Annotated in this window: 17 protein-coding genes; 11 read left to right on the plus strand and 6 right to left on the minus strand. The window is 65.3% G+C overall.

Translation table 11 applies throughout. The features are described from left to right. Window positions 1-26 precede the first annotated feature (26 nt). From ACW7G6_RS11695 to ACW7G6_RS11710, 4 genes are all read left to right on the plus strand, one after another. Entirely contained in the window at window positions 27-1,154 is a 1,128-nt protein-coding gene (locus ACW7G6_RS11695; protein ID WP_456998318.1) for an SO2930 family diheme c-type cytochrome, read from the plus strand. 109 nt (window positions 1,155-1,263) lie between these two features. Beyond that, window positions 1,264-3,762 carry a TonB-dependent receptor gene (locus tag ACW7G6_RS11700; RefSeq protein WP_456998319.1) on the plus strand — a complete coding sequence of 833 codons (2,499 nt, stop codon included), beginning with the start codon at window positions 1,264-1,266 and terminating at the stop codon, window positions 3,760-3,762. Between the two features lie 27 nt (window positions 3,763-3,789). Further along, window positions 3,790-5,181 (plus strand): coniferyl aldehyde dehydrogenase, encoded by a 1,392-nt coding sequence (locus tag ACW7G6_RS11705; protein ID WP_456998320.1) that lies wholly within the window; start codon window positions 3,790-3,792, stop codon window positions 5,179-5,181. Between the two features lie 101 nt (window positions 5,182-5,282). Continuing rightward, a complete protein-coding gene (locus ACW7G6_RS11710; protein ID WP_456980076.1) occupies window positions 5,283-5,954 on the plus strand; it encodes an SDR family oxidoreductase in 672 nt (223 codons plus the stop codon). A 14-nt stretch (window positions 5,955-5,968) separates the two neighbouring features. Here ACW7G6_RS11710 and ACW7G6_RS11715 read toward each other — a convergent pair whose 3' ends face one another. After that, window positions 5,969-7,249, minus strand: a complete 1,281-nt coding sequence (locus ACW7G6_RS11715) for a CynX/NimT family MFS transporter (protein WP_456998321.1) — start codon at window positions 7,247-7,249, stop codon at window positions 5,969-5,971. A 195-nt stretch (window positions 7,250-7,444) separates the two neighbouring features. On the opposite strand from ACW7G6_RS11715, the gene ACW7G6_RS11720 reads away from it, so the two are divergent. From ACW7G6_RS11720 to ACW7G6_RS11730, 3 genes are all read left to right on the plus strand, one after another. Continuing rightward, window positions 7,445-7,873: a hypothetical protein gene (locus ACW7G6_RS11720; RefSeq protein ID WP_456998322.1), complete on the plus strand. Its 429-nt coding sequence runs from the start codon at window positions 7,445-7,447 to the stop codon at window positions 7,871-7,873. Continuing rightward, the gene (locus ACW7G6_RS11725) at window positions 7,870-9,243 is read left to right on the plus strand and encodes an MFS transporter (RefSeq protein WP_456998323.1); all 1,374 of its coding nucleotides are present in this window, start codon (window positions 7,870-7,872) and stop codon (window positions 9,241-9,243) included. Before ACW7G6_RS11720 ends, ACW7G6_RS11725 begins: the two co-directional genes overlap by 4 nt. 66 nt (window positions 9,244-9,309) lie before the next feature. Further along, window positions 9,310-10,518, plus strand: a complete 1,209-nt coding sequence (locus tag ACW7G6_RS11730) for an HD-GYP domain-containing protein (protein ID WP_456998324.1) — start codon at window positions 9,310-9,312, stop codon at window positions 10,516-10,518. 9 nt (window positions 10,519-10,527) lie between these two features. Here the strand turns inward: ACW7G6_RS11730 and ACW7G6_RS11735 are convergent, their stop codons facing one another. After that, window positions 10,528-10,902, minus strand: coding sequence for a YciI family protein (locus tag ACW7G6_RS11735; protein WP_456998325.1), 375 nt, complete (start codon window positions 10,900-10,902; stop codon window positions 10,528-10,530). 191 nt (window positions 10,903-11,093) lie between these two features. Between ACW7G6_RS11735 and ACW7G6_RS11740 the strand changes: the two genes are divergently transcribed. The 3 genes from ACW7G6_RS11740 (at window position 11,094) to ACW7G6_RS11750 (ending at window position 13,587) form a co-directional block, all read left to right on the plus strand. Further along, the gene (locus tag ACW7G6_RS11740; protein ID WP_456998326.1) at window positions 11,094-11,513 is read left to right on the plus strand and encodes a YciI family protein; all 420 of its coding nucleotides are present in this window, start codon (window positions 11,094-11,096) and stop codon (window positions 11,511-11,513) included. A gap of 130 nt (window positions 11,514-11,643) precedes the next feature. Next, a complete protein-coding gene (locus tag ACW7G6_RS11745) occupies window positions 11,644-12,933 on the plus strand; it encodes an RNA polymerase sigma factor (RefSeq protein WP_456980069.1) in 1,290 nt (429 codons plus the stop codon). A 66-nt stretch (window positions 12,934-12,999) separates the two neighbouring features. Then, window positions 13,000-13,587 (plus strand): DUF6630 family protein, encoded by a 588-nt coding sequence (locus ACW7G6_RS11750; RefSeq protein ID WP_456998327.1) that lies wholly within the window; start codon window positions 13,000-13,002, stop codon window positions 13,585-13,587. Between the two features lie 21 nt (window positions 13,588-13,608). On the opposite strand, the gene ACW7G6_RS11755 is transcribed toward ACW7G6_RS11750, so the two are convergent. The 4 genes from ACW7G6_RS11755 to ACW7G6_RS11770 form a co-directional block, all read right to left on the minus strand. After that, on the minus strand, window positions 13,609-13,803 hold the full coding sequence (locus ACW7G6_RS11755; RefSeq protein ID WP_456963192.1) for a helix-turn-helix transcriptional regulator: 195 nt from the start codon (window positions 13,801-13,803) through the stop codon (window positions 13,609-13,611). Further along, entirely contained in the window at window positions 13,800-14,384 is a 585-nt protein-coding gene (locus ACW7G6_RS11760; RefSeq protein ID WP_456980067.1) for a hypothetical protein, read from the minus strand. The genes ACW7G6_RS11755 and ACW7G6_RS11760 overlap by 4 nt, the downstream gene beginning before the upstream one ends. Further along, on the minus strand, window positions 14,381-15,331 hold the full coding sequence (locus tag ACW7G6_RS11765; protein WP_456980066.1) for an alpha/beta fold hydrolase: 951 nt from the start codon (window positions 15,329-15,331) through the stop codon (window positions 14,381-14,383). Before ACW7G6_RS11765 ends, ACW7G6_RS11760 begins: the two co-directional genes overlap by 4 nt. A gap of 99 nt (window positions 15,332-15,430) precedes the next feature. Further along, window positions 15,431-16,135: a glycosyltransferase gene (locus ACW7G6_RS11770; protein WP_456980065.1), complete on the minus strand. Its 705-nt coding sequence runs from the start codon at window positions 16,133-16,135 to the stop codon at window positions 15,431-15,433. A gap of 292 nt (window positions 16,136-16,427) precedes the next feature. Here ACW7G6_RS11770 and ACW7G6_RS11775 point away from each other — a divergent pair, with 292 nt between their 5' ends. After that, on the plus strand, window positions 16,428-18,086 hold the full coding sequence (locus tag ACW7G6_RS11775) for a sodium:solute symporter family protein (RefSeq protein WP_456980064.1): 1,659 nt from the start codon (window positions 16,428-16,430) through the stop codon (window positions 18,084-18,086). Window positions 18,087-18,092: the final 6 nt, after the last annotated feature.

Raw genomic sequence — 18,092 nt, forward strand, 5'->3', positions numbered from 1 at the left:
GAAACCGTTTGTGCCCAGATGGTTGGTTGAATCGTGTCGTGTTGCTGGGCGGACTGTTGATGTTGGCGGCCTGCCAGCGCGGCATGGCGCCAGTGACCTATCACGCTGACGGACAGCCGGAGCTGCTGAGCCAGTGGCATGTGGTGGAGGTGCGCGGCGACCGGCTGCAGCTCAACGATGGCGTGGTGCCATACGACCTCAATACGCCGCTGTTCACCGACTACGCACACAAGCTGCGAACGATCTGGATGCCCGAGGGCGTCCAGGCCACGTACGAGCCAAGCGACAGTTTCGACTTTCCGGTCGGCACCGTGATCAGCAAGACGTTCTACTACCCGCGCTCGGTGGGGGGCGGGTTCAGTGATGTCGCCCGCACCCACGACACGCCGGCCAACGCCAGTGGCCTGGAGCTGGATCAGGTGCGCATGATCGAGACGCGCATCCTGGTGCGTCGCCCGGATGGCTGGGATGCGATCCCCTATGTCTGGAACGACGCGCAGACTGACGCCAACTTGGCCCGTACCGGCGCGTTGGTGCCGCTGACCCTGGTGAGTGGGCAGGGCGCGCACGAGGACTTTACCTACGTGGTGCCCGACGAAAGCCAGTGCGCCAGCTGCCATGCGCAGGACTGGGTGGATCGGCAGATCCATCCGATTGGGCCCAGGGCACGGCACCTCAATCGTGATTTCGATTACGTCGACGGGGCGGCAAACCAGTTGGAATACCTGACCAGGGTCGGCTACCTGACGGGGGCACCGGATGCCACGCAGGCGCCGCGCAATGCGGACTGGTCCGATCCCGCGGCGCCTCTGGACGCGCGTGCGCGCGCTTATCTGGATATCAACTGCAGCCATTGCCACAACCCGGAAGGGTCGGCCAACACCACGGGCTTGTCGCTGGGTATCGACCAACCCAATGACCGCCATATCGGTATCTGCAAGCCACCGGTCGCCGCCGGTCGTGGCACCGGCAACCACCGGTTCGACATCGTGCCGGGCAAGCCGGATGAGTCGATCCTGACCTACCGCATGGTGGCCACCGAACCGAGCGTGATGATGCCGGAGTTGGGGCGAAGCACCTCACACGAAGAAGGCGTGGCGCTGATCCGGGCATGGATTGCCGCACAACCCGGGAACTGCCAGACGCAGCCCTGACGCGGCGTATCAGCGTCGGCATGACGCGGAAAACGGCGCATCGACGCCACCACATGATGTTGGGGAGATCACCGCAATGACCACACAACCACGTGCTGCACGCAGGCTCATGACACACAAATCACGGAGCGACGGACGGCCATTGCGCCAGCGCCTGTTGACGGTCGGTCTCGGCCATGTGCTCGCGGGACTTGGCGGCGTGCTGGTCTGCACCAGCGCCGTGGCCGCCGAGCCATTACCGGCACAGAACGATCCAGTGGCTGCTGACCAGACGGTCGATGCCGCACCGCGGGAATCGCAGGCCACGTTGCTCGATACGGTGGTGGTGACTGCGCAGGGTCGCGAACAGGTCATGCAATCGGTACCGATCCCATTGCAGATCATCACTGCCGAACAGGTCGATGCGCTGGCGGCGACCGACCTGAGCAAGATGAGCCTGTTCGTACCGGGCCTGGTGGTCAGCGGTGATCAGCCAACCCAGCCGGGCTATCAGTTGCGCGGCATTTCCACCGACGACTTTGGCATCGGTACCGAGTCGGCGGTCGGCGTGTATGTGGATGGCGTCTACTCCGCCCGCTCCGGCGCCGCCCTGCTCGCGTTCAACGACGTGAAGCGGATCGAGGTGCTGAAGGGGCCGCAAGGCACATTGTTTGGTCGCAATGCGGCTGCTGGCGCAATTTCCATCATCACCAACCCACCGGGCAACAAGTTCGAGGGCCGTGCACGCGCGCGATTTGGCAACTTCGGCCGACAGTATTTCGATGGGCTGTTGAACGCGCCGATCAATGACGACATGGCGCTGCGCGTCAGCGCCTACAGCAACACCAGCGATGGCTGGATCACCGATGCCGCCAGCGGGCAACGCTATGGCGCCGATGATGACTTCGGCACCCGCGCGACGTTTCGCTGGAACCTGACTGACAACACCCGCGCGCTGCTGTCATGGGATCACGAGGAGCTCGACCAGCTGCCCAAGCCGGCGATCGGCCTTGTTGCGCTGTCGGATGACCCGTATGAGCGTCCGCCCTATCCGCCCAATCCGGTGGACTACGTGAACCCGTTGCACGCTCCGCTTTACAACGATGCCGTGGGGGCAACCGAGAACCGGGTGTACGACGGCGTCACACTGAAGGTCGACCATTCCTTCATGTGGGGGCACCTGGAGTCGACCACGGCGTGGCGGCAGTTCGATACCGAGAATCGTGGCGATTACGACGGTACCAACCACATCGTCAGTTACCTGGATACCGCCAACCTGGAGAGCAACCGCAGCTGGTACCAGGAGTTCAAGCTGAGCGGCAATACCGGGCTGATGGATTGGGTCGCTGGTGCGAGCTATTACACCGAGGATGCGCGCCAAACGAGCCAGACCAACGTTTTCACCGATGGCATCGACACCCTGGCCGGCAACGTCATGGGCGCGGGCCATCCGCTGGCCGACATCAGCGATGGACTGGCCGCAATGGGGTTGCCGTTTTCGCTGCTGGGTCATTCATGGGCGGAGGCAATCAGCAATGCCGGTGAGTTCAAGGCCTACGCCGCGTACGGAGACGTGATCTGGCACCTGAGCGACCGTCTCAACCTGACCACCGGCCTGCGTTACACGCGCGATGAGAAAGACTTCTCCTGGTACAACATGCCGCGTCGGGCGGATGCGTTCGATGCCACGGTCCAGGGGCTGGCGGATGCCGGGGTGCTGGCCATGCTGCCACCGGAAGCGCAGTACGCGCTGGCGATGTTTGGCAACAACATCATCTTCACCGACGCGGTCGGGGTGCCGGTCCAGCTCAGTAACCGCTGGAGTGACCTCAGCCCGCGCGTGGTGCTGGACTACCGGTTCAGCCCGGACGTGATGGGCTACGTCTCGGTGACCAAGGGCTACAAGGCTGGTGGTTACAACGCGGTGCAGGTGGGTTCTCGGTTCGAACCAGAGGAGGTATGGAACTACGAGGCTGGCATGAAGACCGTCTTTCCCGACTACAACCTGCTGCTCAACGGCACGGCGTACTACTACAAGTACAGCAATCGCCAGTCGCTGACGCTCGACCCCAATACCGCCGGCTCCGGCGTGCCGCGTTACCTGGTCAACAGCACCGACCAGCAGGCCCAGGGGTTTGAGGTCGAGATGCAATGGAAGCCGGTGGAAGCGCTGCGAATGAGCTTCACCGGTGCCTATATCGATGCGACCTACAGCGACGCGGTGGCACCGTCTGGTATCGACTTGTCGGGCCAACCCACCGGTGAGCCGAAGTTCTCCTTCGCCGCGGGGCTCGGCTATACGTGGAGCGAGGTGGCGGGAGGTACCGTCGAGGCCAGTGTCAACCACGCATTCCGGGGCGACTCGCGTTGCAACCGCGACTCCCAGTTGCAAGGCACTTGCCAGGTCAGTCCGAACTTCGATGTCGGCGCCAGCCAGCAGCGCACCGATGCACGCGTTGAGTGGAACTCCCCGAGCGATCACTGGGGTGTCGCGCTGTACGTCAACAACCTGTTTGAAAAACGCTACGTCACCGGCGTAAGCAACATGAGCACCGCGGTGTTCGGCACTCCGTACGCGTCCATCACCTTGCCGCGCATGTGGGGCGTGGAGTTCCGGGCCAGCTTCTGATCAGCCATGAGCGAGCAGGCGCCGGCCATGAACGGGATATTGCAGCGAATGCGAGCGGCGCAAGCGGTTGATCCGTTGCCCTTGTGGCCGGTTCGCGCCGGGCGTCTGCGAGCGTTGCAGTCGATGCTGCAGGACCAGCGGCAAGCTTTTTCCGATGCCATCGATGCCGATTTCGGGCAGCGTCCGGGACAGGAGACCGACCTGCTGGAGATCTACCCCGGCTTGTCGGGCATCCGCCACGCCTTGCGCCATGGCCGCCGCTGGATGCGGCCGCGGCGTGGCTGGGCCGGCCTGGCGTTCCTGCCGGCGCGTACCGAGCTGCGGCCGCAGCCGTTGGGCGTGATCGGGATTATCGTGCCGTGGAACTACCCTTTGTACCTCGCCGTTGGACCGTTGCTGGATGCGCTGGCAGCGGGCAACCGGGTGATGTTGAAGATGAGCGAAGCCACGCCGCACTTCTCGGCGCTGTTCGCCGAGCAGGTTGGCCGCTATTTCAAGCACGACGAGGTGGCGGTGGTGAACGGTGATGCGTCGGTAGGGCAAGCGTTTTCCGCCTTGCCGTTCGATCACCTGTTGTTCACCGGTTCGACCACGGTTGGCCGTCACGTGATGCGTGCGGCGGGTGCCAACCTGACCCCGGTAACGTTGGAGCTGGGTGGCAAGTCGCCCGCGATCATTGGCCCCGGTGCGCGCTTCGAGCATGCGGTCGAGCGCATCGTGTTCGGCAAGGTGGTCAACGCCGGCCAGACCTGCATCGCGCCCGATTACGTGCTGCTGCCGCGCGCGCGCATTGGCGAGTTTATCGACATTGCCAGTGACGTGATGGCGCGGATGTATCCGCAGCTGGAGCGTAATGGGCAGTACGCCAGCATCATCTCCGACGGCCAGTACCAGCGCCTGACCGCATTGCGCGACGGTGCGGTGGCGGCCGGCGCGCGGGTCCATCCGTTGAGCGCGGTGCCGGCGGATCCCGCCCGCCGGCTGTTGCCGCCCCTGGTGCTGAGTGGGGTCATCGACGACATGGCGGTGATGCGTGAGGAGATCTTCGGTCCGCTGCTGCCATTGGTGCCGTATGACTCGCTGGACGAAGCGATTGCCTACATCGGCGCGCGGCCGCACCCGCTGGCACTGTATGTGTTCGACCAGGATCGCTCCCGTGTCGACCAGGTGCTGACCCGAACCCAGGCCGGCGGCGTTACCGTCAATGACACGCTGTTCCACATCGCCCAGCACGGCCTGCCGTTTGGCGGCGTGGGAGCCTCCGGCATGGGCAGCTATCACGGTGAAGCCGGGTTCCTGCGGTTTTCCCACCTCAAGCCGGTGTTCCATCAGGCCCGCTTCAACGGTGGCGGGTTGCTCAATCCGCCGTACGGGGCGCGCTTCCGCCGGATGCTGGAATTGCTGCTCAAGCGCGGTTGAGCCCGCCATGGAGCGCCGTGGTCGCGCGGCCGCCAGCGTGTCCGCCTTGATTGTCGGCAGCAGCGCCACCATGGCTGTGGCATGACAACAAGGAGTCCGACATGAAAACCGTCCTGATCACCGGTGCCAATCGCGGCATCGGTCTTGCGTTCGCCCGTCATTACACTGCCCGTGGCGATCGTGTGATTGCGGCCTGCCGCCAAACCAGCGATGCGCTGCAGGCGACCGGTGCGCAGGTCGAGGCCGGGGTCGATGTGACCGATGATGCGGCCCTGACCGCATTGGCGCAGCGACTGGGCGACACGCGCATCGACGTGCTGGTGCTCAACGCCGGCATCATGACCCGCGAGGCACTGGGCGACATCGACGCGGCCGGATGGGAAGACATGCGCCGGCAGTTCGAGGTCAATGCGATGGGGCCGTTGCGGGTAACGCAGGCGTTGCTGGGCCATCTGGGCGAAGGCGCGAAGATCGGCATCATCACCAGCCGCATGGGCTCGGTGGCCGACAACGGCTCAGGCGGTCGCTACGGTTATCGCGCGTCCAAGTCGGCGGTCAACGCGATCGGTAAATCCCTGGCCGTGGACCTTGCCCCGCGCGGCATCGCCGTGTTCCTGCTGCATCCTGGCTTCGTCGCCACCGAGATGGTGGGCGGCAGTGGTGAGGTCAGTCCGGAGCATGCGGCCGGGCAGCTGGTCGAACGGCTGGACACGCTCGGCCTGGAGCAGACCGGCACGTTTTGGCATGCCAATGGCAGTGAACTGCCCTGGTGACGGGTTTGCCGCGCCTACCAGCTGTCTTCCAGCATCCGCGGCTTGCACGCCAGGTAGCCGCCAGCGGCCAGCGCCAGCAGGCTCGTGCTCAGGAACGCAAAAGGCCATAGCCAGCCACCGGACACATCGTGCAACAGGCCGAACAGCAGCGGACCGGCGCAGCTCAACGCGTAACCCACGCCCTGGGTGAAACCCGACAGCGCGGCCGAGCCCGCGGGGGTGCGGGTGCGCAGGTTGATCAGTGTCAATGCCAGCGGAAACGTGCTCGGCCCCAGCCCCAGCAATGCGACCCACAGCAGGGTCAAGGTCATCGGCGCCAGCAGCAGCCCGGCGAACGCGGACAGGTGCAGCAGGCAACACAGGATCACGATGGGGAAGGGGTTGCGCACCCGCACCGCGATGACCGGCATCGCGAAGCCGCTGACCAGGCCGAACGCGGAGTACAGCCCGACCATCGTGCCGCCCAGTAATGGACTGCCGCCGGCATCCACCAGCACGGCCGGCAACCAGGTGAATATCGAATAGCTGTTGAGCGACGTCATGCCGAACATCAAAGCCATTCCCCATGCCACCGGTGACCGCCAGACGCGGCCGGACGCCGGGGGAGCGGCGAGTTCCGGCGCCGCATCGTCTGCCGTGATCGCCTGGTCGCGGACCGATGCCAGCGCATGGGCTTTGGCGGAGCGGCCGTGGCGCTCCTGGTACAAGGTGATCGCCCAGGGCAACGCAGCGGCGACCGCGACCAGCGACCACGCGCCCAGCGACACGCGCCAACCCAGCGCATTGGCGGCCGGTACCGCGGTCAGCGCAGGCAGGATGGTGCCCATCTGCAGCATCGTGATGTACATCGCGCTGACGCAGCCAACGCGATCGGCGAAGTAGCGCTTGACCAGCGGCGGCAACACCACGTTGCCAATGCCCATGCCCGACAGGGCGATCGCCGATGTCAGCAGCAACTGACCGGTCCCGCCGACAAAACCACGCGCCAGCAACCCGGCGGCGGCAAGCAGCATCGCCAGCAAGGCGGTGCGCTCCAGACCCAGACGGTGGGCGATGGCCGGGGTGGCGACGCCGAACACCGCAAACGCCGCGGTGGGCACGATGCCGAACACCCCGGTCATGGTCGGGCCGAAATCCAGCGTCTGCCCCAGGCTGTCCAGCAGCGGGGTCAGCGAGGTGACTGCGGTGCGCAAGTTCAGCGCCGACAGCGCGATGCCGAGCAGTATCAGGCCGCGACCGCGCCATAGCGGCAGGCGAACGTCAGGTGCGTGCTCGCGCGGGGTAGGGGGAGTCATGGGCGCCTGCAAGGGGCGAGGGCGGCCGTGCCGTCGAGCCCGTCATTATAGGAGCGCCCGCCGGCAGTGATTGTGCGGAGTGTGCCGAGCGGGAACGGAACCATTACCATCGGTTGTCGACCACGACCCTCACCAGTGGTGCGTGCCACGAGCCCCCGCGATCCGATGATCGCCTTGTTACCAGGACCCAGCACCATGGCCCATATCCACTCCCCCGGACTGGCACTCCACATGTTTCCGGACACCCTGCTCAAGTTTGGTGCCAGCCACACCGTTGAGCCGGCCGATGCCGTCGATGCGCAAACCTACTTCGTGTGTCTGTCCGCGAACGCAACGGAAGGCTTGTGGACGCCGCTCCACGCTACCCGCGGTGACAATCGCCTGGAGATTGCCGAAGAGGGCAAGTCGGGGAATTCGCGCTGGACCCGGGGCTCGTCGTATTACGACCCCGCCGAGCTGTGGCGGATCCCGCACAAGGCCGCACAACGTGGCGCTGCCGAGGCGATGGACCAGTCGACGCCGAAGTCGCCGAATACGGTGGTCCCGTCGTCGCTGCCTGCGCGGGCCCAATTCCCTGCCGACACCGCATTCCGTGGAGCCGCCACGCACACCGGCGACCGGTGACTACAGCTCCGGAGAGCTTGTTTGCCCCGCGCTATCGGGCGCTGACGCTGGGCGCGGTATCGCTGGTCGCGCTTTATGCGTTCGAGGCGCTGGCCGTGGCCACCGCAATGCCGGTGGTGGCACAGGCGCTGGATGGCTTGTCGCTGTACGCGATGGCCTTTGCCGGCACGCTGGCCGCGGCGGTGGTCGGGATGGTTGCCAGCGGCCCCTGGGCAGATCGCAGCGGCCCGCGCGCGCCGCTCAAACACGGCATCGTGTGGTTTGGCATCGGTCTGGTGATCGCTGGCCTGGCGCCGACGATGTGGGTGCTGTTGGTGGGGCGGGTGATCCAGGGCTTTGGCGGCGGGCTGATGTCGGTCGCCTTGTACGTGGTGGTGGGACGGGCCTATCCACCGCAAATGCGCGCGCCAATCTTCGCCGCGTTCGCGGCGGCGTGGGTGCTGCCGGCGATCATCGGGCCGACCATCAGCGGCCTGATAGTCGAGCACCTGGGTTGGCGCTGGGTATTCCTGCTGGTCCCTTTTGTTGCCGCACTGGCCGCTGCCATGGTGTTGCCGGCCTTGCGTGGCATGGGTCCATTGCCGCAGCAAACGTCCATTGACGCCAGCGGCAACCGGCAACGGATCGCCTGGGCGGTGGTCGCGGCGGTGAGCGCGTTGCTGCTGCATTACGCCGGCCAACGACGTGACTGGCTGGCGATCGTCTTGTTGGGTGCTGCCGGTGTCGGGTTGCTGGCCAGCATGGTCAAGCTGCTCCCCGCCGGCACCTTGCGCGCCGGCCGCGGGCTTCCGTCCGTCATCGCCTTGCGCGGGATTGCCTCGGCGGCCTTCTTTGGCACCGAGATATTCCTGCCGTTGTTGCTGACCCGCGAGCGCGGCCTGTCGCCGACCTGGGCCGGGCTGGCATTGACCATCGGCGCGATTGGCTGGTCGCTGGGCTCGTGGAATCGTGGACGGCTGATCGATCCTTCGCCAGCGCGCCTGTTGCAGGTCGGCATGGGGTTGATCGCATTGGGCGTGGCTTGCGTCGCACTGGCCGTGATGCCGGCGGTGCCGCTCCAGGTCGCGATGGCCGGCTGGGTGGTTGCCGGGCTGGGCATGGGCACGGTGTATCCCAGCCTGTCGATACTGACGCTGGAACTGTCGCCGCCGGAGCGACAGGGCGCCAATGCCTCGGCGTTGCAGCTGTGCGACGCCTTGTTCACCGCCACCATGTTGGCCGTGGGCGGGTCCCTGTTCGCCGCCTTGCTGGCACGTTCGCCGATTGCGGCGTATCTGTCGGGATTTGCGATAACCGGCAGCCTGGCCGTGCTCGGATTACTGCTGGCGGCCCGGGTGCGGCCAGCAACCCTTGCGCCGAGCGGAAGTTAAAGCTCCGGCCAAGACGACCGATAACGTACCGAAGCCCGGCGATCCGGCGGGCCGTTGGGGGTGCACGTGCGTCCGGTCGTTGCAGATGAAGTGGAGCTTGGTTTGCCATTGCCGTGGTCGGTATACGACCGCGAGGGCAAGCTGTTGTTCGTGCAGGGGATGGTGCTGGCAAGCCCGGACCAGCTGAGTGTGGTGTTGGAGCGCGGCATGTTGGTGCCCGACACCGAGACCAACGCAGGCGTGCTGGTGGCGGAGTTCGATCACGCCGCCGACCAGGCCGATGAGGCGTTGCAACTCGACGAGATTGCGCCGGCGGGCCCCCCGGCCGAGCCGGAGCCTCCGGTGTTTCGCGAAATGCAAGTGCTGCGCCATGAGCTGAAAGTGCTGCACCGGCACCTGGCAATGCGTGAGGGCGACGCTTTGGGCGAGCAGTTGCTTGAGCTTGCGCGGCGCCTGCGCGGCCTGGTCGCGCGCGACGCCGATGCGGCTCTGGCAGCGATGCAGCTGGAAGTCGGCGATGACGGCCATGTGGCGCGGCTGTTGCATGCGGCGACCCTGTGCGAGTTGCTGGTGCGCGCGCGTGGTTGGGATGAGGATGAGAGCCTGCCGGTCGTCGCTGCCGCATTGAGCTATGACGTCGCGATGGGTCCGTTTGCCGCCGCCATGAACCGACAGGAATCGGAGCTGTCAGTTGACCAACGCCTGGTGATTGCCGGCCATCCGCAGGCCGGCGTTGAGCTGTTGCAAGCGGCCGGGGTGGAGGATCCGGTCTGGCTGGCCGCTGTGTTGCAACACCACGAGCGCATTGATGGCAGTGGCTATCCCAACCACCTGTCGGGCGACGCGATCAGCCGTGGCGCGCGAAAGCTGGCGATTGTGGATATCTATTCGGCGATGGTGCGCCCACGTGCCTATCGCGAAGCGGTGCATGCGCGGCACGCCCTGCGCAGCCTGTTCCTGGAGCGTGGCAAGGCCGTTGATGAAGGGTTGGCAATCCTGCTGGTTCGGGAGATCGGTGTATTTCCGCCGGGAACCCCGGTGCGGCTGGCGAACCGGGAAGTCGGGGTGGTGCTGCGTCGAGGCCAAGGCGCCACGCAGCCGATCGTCGCGCGGCTGATCAACGCCAACGGCACCCTGGCTGCACTTGCCGCGCAACGCGACACGGCGCTGTCCGCGTACGCGATTACCGAGACCGTGCCGCCACGCAAGTACCAGGCGTTGGTCGCCAGCGCGAGCGAGCTTTGGTGCAGCGAGCGGGCCTTGCTGCGGCCATAGCGCGCAGCCTCAGGCGCCGACCTGCCGGCTCACGGCAGCCATGTCGCGTATTGGGCGAACCTCGATGCACCCGGTGCGTGCCCAGGGAAGCTCCGCCGCGATGCGGACGGCCTCGTCCAAGCTGTCTGCTTCGATCAGGTTGAAGCCTGCCAGGACTTCCTTGGTTTCGGCGAAAGGACCATCGACGACGGTGGTGCGGCCATTGCGGATACGCACCGACCGGGCCTTCCTGGCGGACTCGAGTTGCTGCGATTCGATCAGTTGGCCACGGGCGCGCAACGCGTCGGCGTGGACGAAACAGTCGCGCATCCGGGTATCGAACTCGCCCTCGGGCAATGCGTCGATCTCGGTATCGTCGTTGTAGACAAGCAGCAGGAATTGCATGAATTCGTCCTGTGGGGAGTCGGCTGCATCATGCCGGAGATCAGGCGTGTGCGCCGTGGCTGGGTCTCCAGTTTAAAGTTTTGCCCTCCTGTCGATTCCCCGCCTTCCGGTTCGTCGTATTTGCAAGAGCGCACCTGGTGACCGAGCCGCGGCTCCATTGGGTGCCTCATCCACGAGTGAGGAAAAACGACATGAAAGTGATGGTAATGGTCAAGGCGAGCCGGCAGTCCGAGGCCGGCGTCATGCCGGACGAGCAACGGCTGGCCGAGATGGGCCGCTACAACGAGGAGTTGGCGAAGGCGGGCATTCTCCTTGCCGGCGAGGGCTTGCAGCCCAGCAGCACGGGCGCACGAGTACGGTTTTCCGGTAGTTCGCGGCGGGTCATTGATGGTCCGTTCGCGGAGACCAAGGAGCTGGTTGCCGGATTCTGGCTGTGGCAGGTGCACTCGTTGCAGGAGGCGATCGAATGGGTCAAGCGCTGCCCGAATCCGCACGAGGGAGATTGCGAGATCGAGATCCGCCAGGTCTTCGAGGCGGAAGATTTTGGCGCCGAGTTCACTCCCGGATTGCGCGAGCAGGAGCAAAGGCTGCGTGAACGATTGGCGGTGTAACCAGGCTTGCAGGAATCCGGTAAACGACCTTCTCTGGGAGATCCTTCATAGCGATTCCTGACCAGTCCGGCCTGGTGGGTTCGCGGTCCGCACTTGTGGCATGGCGGCGGCGGTGCTCTGATCGGTTGTCATGACCGATCACGACCCACGACGTAACGCCCACCGCGCGATTGAGGCAGTCTGGCGGATCGAGGCGCCGCGGATCATCGCGGCCCTCGCGCGGATGGTGCGCGATGTCGGGATAGCGGAGGAGCTGGCGCAGGACGCCTTGGTAGCTGCGCTTGAGCGCTGGCCGGAATCGAGTGTGCCCGACAACCCCGGTGCCTGGCTGATGGCGACCGCGAAGCACCGCGCTATCGACCGCCTGCGCCGCCACCAGCTGCAGCAGCGCAAGCATGAGCAGCTCGGCCACGAGTTGGAGGGCCGCGACATGGACCGCCCGGACAGCGACCGACGCCTGGACGACGACATTGGCGATAACCTGCTGCGGCTGGTGTTCACGGCCTGCCACCCGGTGCTGTCCACCGATGCCCAGGTCGCGCTGACGCTGCGCCTGCTTGGCGGGCTGGGCACCGATGAGATCGCGCGTGCCTTCCTGCTGCCGGAGGCGACCATCGCCCAGCGCATCGTGCGCGCCAAGCGCACCCTGACCGCCAAGCAGGTGCCGTTCGAGGTCCCGCGCAAGGACCAGTTGCCCGAACGCCTGGCATCGGTACTCGGGGTCATCTACCTGATCTTCAACGAGGGCTATTCGGCGACCGCCGGCGATGACTGGATGCGACCGGCGCTGTGCGACGAGGCCCTGCGGCTGGGCCGGGTGCTGGCCGGGCTGGCGCCGGGTGAGCCGGAAGTGCACGGCTTGTTGGCCTTGATGGAGATCCAGGCTTCGCGTGCCAAAGCGCGGCTGGGACCATCGGGTGAGCCGATCGTGTTGTTGGAGCAGGACCGTGCCCGCTGGGATCGGCTGGCGATCGGCCGTGGCTTCGCGTCGCTGGAGCTCGCCGAAAGAATCGGCGGCGAGCACGGCGTCTATGCGCTACAGGCCGCCATTGCGGCGTGCCATGCGCGGGCACCGACCGCCCCCGACACCGACTGGGAACGCATCGCCGGGTTGTACGCAACACTCGCCGTGGTGGCGCCGTCGCCGGTGGTTGAACTCAACCGCGCGGTGGCAGTGGGGATGGCCTACGGCCCGGCGGCGGGGTTGGCGGTGACCGATGCACTGGACAGCGAGCCACTGCTCGCTCGCTACCACCTGTTTCCGGCCGTGCGTGGTGACCTGCTGTGGAAACTTGGTCGCCACGACGAGGCGCGCCACCAGTTCGAGCGTGCTGCTTCGCTCACTCGCAACCAGCGCGAACGCGTGCTGTTGCTGGCGCGCGCGGCCGTTTGCGCGGATCCCCCGGGTGGCGGCGACTAGCGAGATGACGTTGCGTCCACCACCGGGCGTGTCACGATTCCCCCGGCCCCCTCGCGGAACACTCCAATGAATGCCAACGACCCCGAATACGACCCCGACGACAACTTCGCCAACAGCTCCCGGGCCAGCGCCGGCATCGACCCGGATGCCGACGACACACCCGAGGCGCTGGTCTGGCAACTGCTGCTGTTGATCAACCCCGGCGACGAGGACTCGGCCTTGCAGCAGTTCGCCGAGTACCGCGAAGCGCTGGACGAGGCCGACCCGGACCAGGCCGAGCCGGTCTGGCTGCTCAAGGACGTGGTCGACTGGAAGGCCGGGTTCTACGTCGATGAAGCCGATGCGGTGTCGTTCATCGATACCATCACCGAGCTGGCCGCGCGCTGGAACCTCAGCGTCGACTGGGGCGTGGAGGATGCCAGTGACGAGGACTTCCTGGCCGACGCCGACGTGCCATCACTGATGGCGGTGGCCTATGACCGGCTGCGTGAATACGGCTACAGCCTGTGGACCTGGAACGCCGCCAGCGGGCCGTCCGGCGAAGACGACATGCACGCGGGCTGGATCACCCTGAGCAGCGACGACGAGGCGATGCAGGAACTGGCGCACGCGCTGGACATCGAACTGCGTCCGGGCAGCGATCCGTTTGGCTGATCGCTGCCGTGGTTGATCCGGTCACGGCCCGGGAATAAAGATCGATTCGATCGGCAAGTCGAACAACTGCGCAATCTTGAACGCCAGCGGCAGGCTGGGATCGTACTTGCCGGTCTCGATCGCGATGATGGTCTGTCGCGACACATCCAGTTGCTCGCCCAGGTGGGCTTGCGACCACCCTTGTTGATTACGCAACGTGCGCAGGTGGTTTTTCATTCTTCGCGATACCGTCGTTTGGTCCACCACAGCGCAATGCCGAATACGACAAACAGGCCGGGAAGTACCCACATCAAGCCGGCGTGAATTTGAACGAGACCCGCGGTCTGCAGGAAAGCGGCGGCCATGCTCAGTACGCCGACCGTCAACCCGGCGATGGCCGCAGCCTCCAGGAATACCCGCTGCTCCAGCTCATCGCCGTCGCGAACCCGACGCATCACCGACCGACCGATGAACACCACTGGAAGGATCGGAGACAGGGCGATCAGGGTCCGCGCCGCTGTGCCCTGCACGTATTCGAGCATTGGCCAGACCAGCAGCATGATGGCCATGTAGCTTCCCATGGCGAGGAAGAACTCACGCGCATAGCGCCGATCAACAGTGCGCATGCGGTCGGTGGTGGTCCAGCGTGCGCACACCAGCCAGATTGCGCCGGTGCCGGCACAGATCAACCCCCCGTGGAGCAGTGTCTGACTGTCGATCAGCCATCCACCTAGGATCAGTGCCATGCCTACGCTGGTCGCAGCCAGGCCGAGAGCCAGCATGAAGCGGCGATTGGTCAGCTTGTTCCATACAGTCATGGCGACACCAGTGTGGCGAGGAAGTCATCCACGGTCTCGAGGAACTTCCGTGGCTGGTCGAGCATCACGAAGTGCCGGGACGGGGAGATGGACACCACGTCCACCTGCGGCGCGCCGGCGAGCAGTTGCCGGTAGTAATCGACCTTCTCGGTCTCGCTCATCACCATTGGCGGGGCGCTGAAGTCCGGTGCGTTGTAGGGCGATATCTCCAGGATGGGCACCGTCGCGGCCGATAGCCGGTCGCGCAGGTCGAGCGCCAGGTCTTCGGCGGCGTAGCGCCCAGTCGCGGCAGGATCGCTGCGCGCAGACAAGGCCGCGGTTTTCATCGCCAGGGCCGGATCAATCACCCCGATGGTCTGCATGTAGCCCAGTTGCATGGCCTGGAACTGCTCGGCATTGGCCTCCGCCATCTGCGCGCCGATTTGTTTCGCATGGGCCTGTCGGTCGCTGGCAGCCAGCTGCTCGAACCCGGGGAACACGGGTAGGCCGTCGACGGCAACGACGCCGGCCAGCTGGTCGGCGTGGCGGGTTGCTATATCCAGCGCCAGCGTGCCGCCGAGGCTGTGGCCGATCAGCACCGGCTGCTCGAGGTTGCGCGAGTCAATCAGCTCGACCAGTGATTCGGCAGCGCGATCAAAATAGCTTTCATCACCCTGCGGCGCGGGCACACCGTCAAAGCCCGCCAGGGTCACTGCGTAGACCACGTGGGAGTCGCGCAGGTGGGCGATGGTGTCGTCCCAGACCCATGCTCCGCTGGCCAAGCCCGGAATCAGGACCACTGGCTGGCCGCTGGCGCCGTGTTGTTGCACGCGCAAGGTGCCGATGGTGAAGGTTTGATCAGCCGACACCGCCACCCGATCGGTCGACACCGCCATTTCGGCGGCCGGCCGGGCGACTGCGGGCAACGCCAACAGGGAAAGCAATGCAAGTGGGATCAGCGGGTGCATGGGCGGCTCCGTTTGTGTAAAGGGTGCTTGACACTGACAGTAGGAGCGGGCATCGCATATGTCAAGCATGCTTTACATAAAGTTTTCCGCCGGTCGCATTCAAGGCTCGTCCCGCCGCTTGCCGTACCACATGCCCAGTTCGTGGCGTGACCGGAGCATCTTCCGGCCACGCCACAGGAACCGCGCCAGCAGTCGCAACTGTTCGCCCAGGGTATGGGTGCGCAACTTGCGCGCCGAGGTCATCACCACCTCCTTCAGGATCACCAGACGTCCGTGTCGGGCCAGTGCACGGCCCATCGCGACATCCTCGCCGGCGTAGTACGTCTCATCGAAACCGCCGACCGTATCGAACGCGGCGCGGGTGCAGAACAGGCTGCAGCCCGGGGTAACGCCCACCCAGCGGAATATATGGATCAGCATCACCTGCCCGACCCGCTCGTGCAGCGCCGCCTTGCCGAGCAGCTTCACGCCCGCGCCACCGCCGACCGCTCCGCGCCGCATCGCGGCGAGCGCGGCAGCCAGGTAGTCGGGGTTGATCAACGTGTCGGCGTCGATAAAGAACAGCCATTCGCCGCGCGCCTCGGCTGCACCGGCGTTGCGGGTAGCGGCGATCTGTCGATGAGAGACGTGGATCACCCGCGCGCCATGCTCGGTGGCGATGTTGGCGGTCTGGTCGCTGGAGGCGTCGTCGACGACGATGACCTCGAACCGCCCACCCATGGCGCTCGCGCTGCTGCGAATCGCGTCCAGGGTGGCAGCAATCAACCGCTCTTCGTCATGGGCCGGGACGATGAAGGAAATCATGCGGCTATCGTTGCACATGGCTGCGTGGGCTCCGGGCAATGCCACCGGGTTCGAGTTCGCTGCCGCGCTCTGTTAAGGTTTGCCTTTCACATCGTTGCGATCCGCGCACATGACTGCCCGCTGCGGCAGGGCCGGGTTGCTCAATGACGCAGCTGGACAGGTGGTCATTCCCTGTCATCACGGACTTGATTCCAATCCCACGTGCGCCTTTGCGGCGCTTGTGTGGTTCGGTTTTGGTTTGGCTCCTGCGTCTCACCCAGCGGCCCTCGGCCTGCTGTCATCGGAGGAAGCATTGGCCGTTCCCGCGTTCGAGTTCCATCAGTTGCAAACGTCCACCGTGTTGTTGTTGATGCTGGCCTTCTACGGCGGCACGTTCCTGATTTCCACCCGGATCGGGCACAAGAAGGAGAACGTCGACGGTTACATGACATCGAGCAGTTCGGTCGGTTTCGGTGTTTCGGCGGCCAGCATGACCGCGACCTGGATCTGGGCGGCATCGTTCTATGCGGCGGCCACGTCGGGCTACAAGTACGGTATTTCCGGGCCGATCCACTACGGTTTGTGGGGCGCGTTGATGATTCTCTTCATCTACCCGTTCGGACGCCGTTTCCGTGAGGTCGCGCCCGAAGCGCACACCCTCGCCGAGATCATGCATGCCCGGCACGGCCGCTCCAGCCAGTTGATCCTGGCCGGTTCCAACATCGTCGGCAGCATCATCAGCCTGATGGCCAACTTCACCGCCGCCGGCGCGCTGGTGGCGATACTGTCGCCGCTGGATTTCGTGCATGGCGTGCTCATTGCCGGGATCGGCACTTTGTCATACACGCTGTGGTCGGGCTTCCGCGCCTCGTTGCTGACCGATGTGATCCAGGTCGCGGCGATGCTGGGCGCGGCGGCACTGATCATCCCGCTGGTGTTCTTCAGCGCCGGCGGGACGGAAGTGTTCACCCAGGGCTGGGACCGGATCAGTGCCGAGCAGGGCAGCTTCTTCTCGCGCCAGGCATTCCTGGAGCAGGGTGCGCCGTACTTCGTCGCCGTGCTTGCGTACGCGATTGGCAACCAGACCATTGCCCAGCGGTTGTTCGCGGTCCGCGAGGACCTGATCAAACCGACCTTCCTGATGGCCACTGTCAGCTACGGTGCGACGGTGATCGGTCTGGGAATGATCGGCGTGATCGCGCTGATGATCGGCATGGGGCCCGCCGACGGCGACCACAACAACCTGATCCCGCAGATGGCGTCGACCTATCTGTCGCCGTTCATGATCGGCATCTTCTTCATCATGGTGATCGGCTCGCTGTCGTCCACGGCCGACTCCGACCTGGCGGCATTGTCGTCGATCATGATGACCGACATCTACGGCAAGAACCTCGCACGTGGCAAGGTCAACCCGGCCACGATGCTGTGGGTCGGCCGGATCACCATGGTCGTGGCGACCACCGCCGGCCTGGCCTTCGCCAGCTTCCGGATCGACATCCTCGACCTGCTGGTGTTTGTCGGCGCGTTGTGGGGGTCGATCGTGTTCCCGGTGATCGCCAGTTTCTACTGGAAGCGGGTCACCAATCGTGCGTTTACCACCGCCGTGGCGGTGTCGCTGGTGTTCTTCATCGTGTCGCGCTTCGAGCTGGTACCGATTGAAGGCGTGGTCGCGCTGGTCCTGGAGGTCTTCGCTGCGCTGGGGGCCGGCGTAGTGTTGGGGTTGATGGCGTTCGGATTCTTCGGCAAACGCATCGGCCTTGCGGTCGGCGGGCTTGCGGCGCTGGGACTGATGCCGTTCATGCTGGGCTTCCTGCGCGACTACACGGTGCTGCTGAGTTCGTTGAACGCCTATGGCGTCAGCACGCTGGTATGCACGGTGATCAGCATGCGCAACCCGCACGAGTTTGATTTCGAGCTCATCAAGCAGCGCGTTACCGCATTCCAGACCGATGACGGCGGCGCGCAGGCATGACGACAT

This window comes from Lysobacter sp. A421 (genome assembly GCF_054052145.1).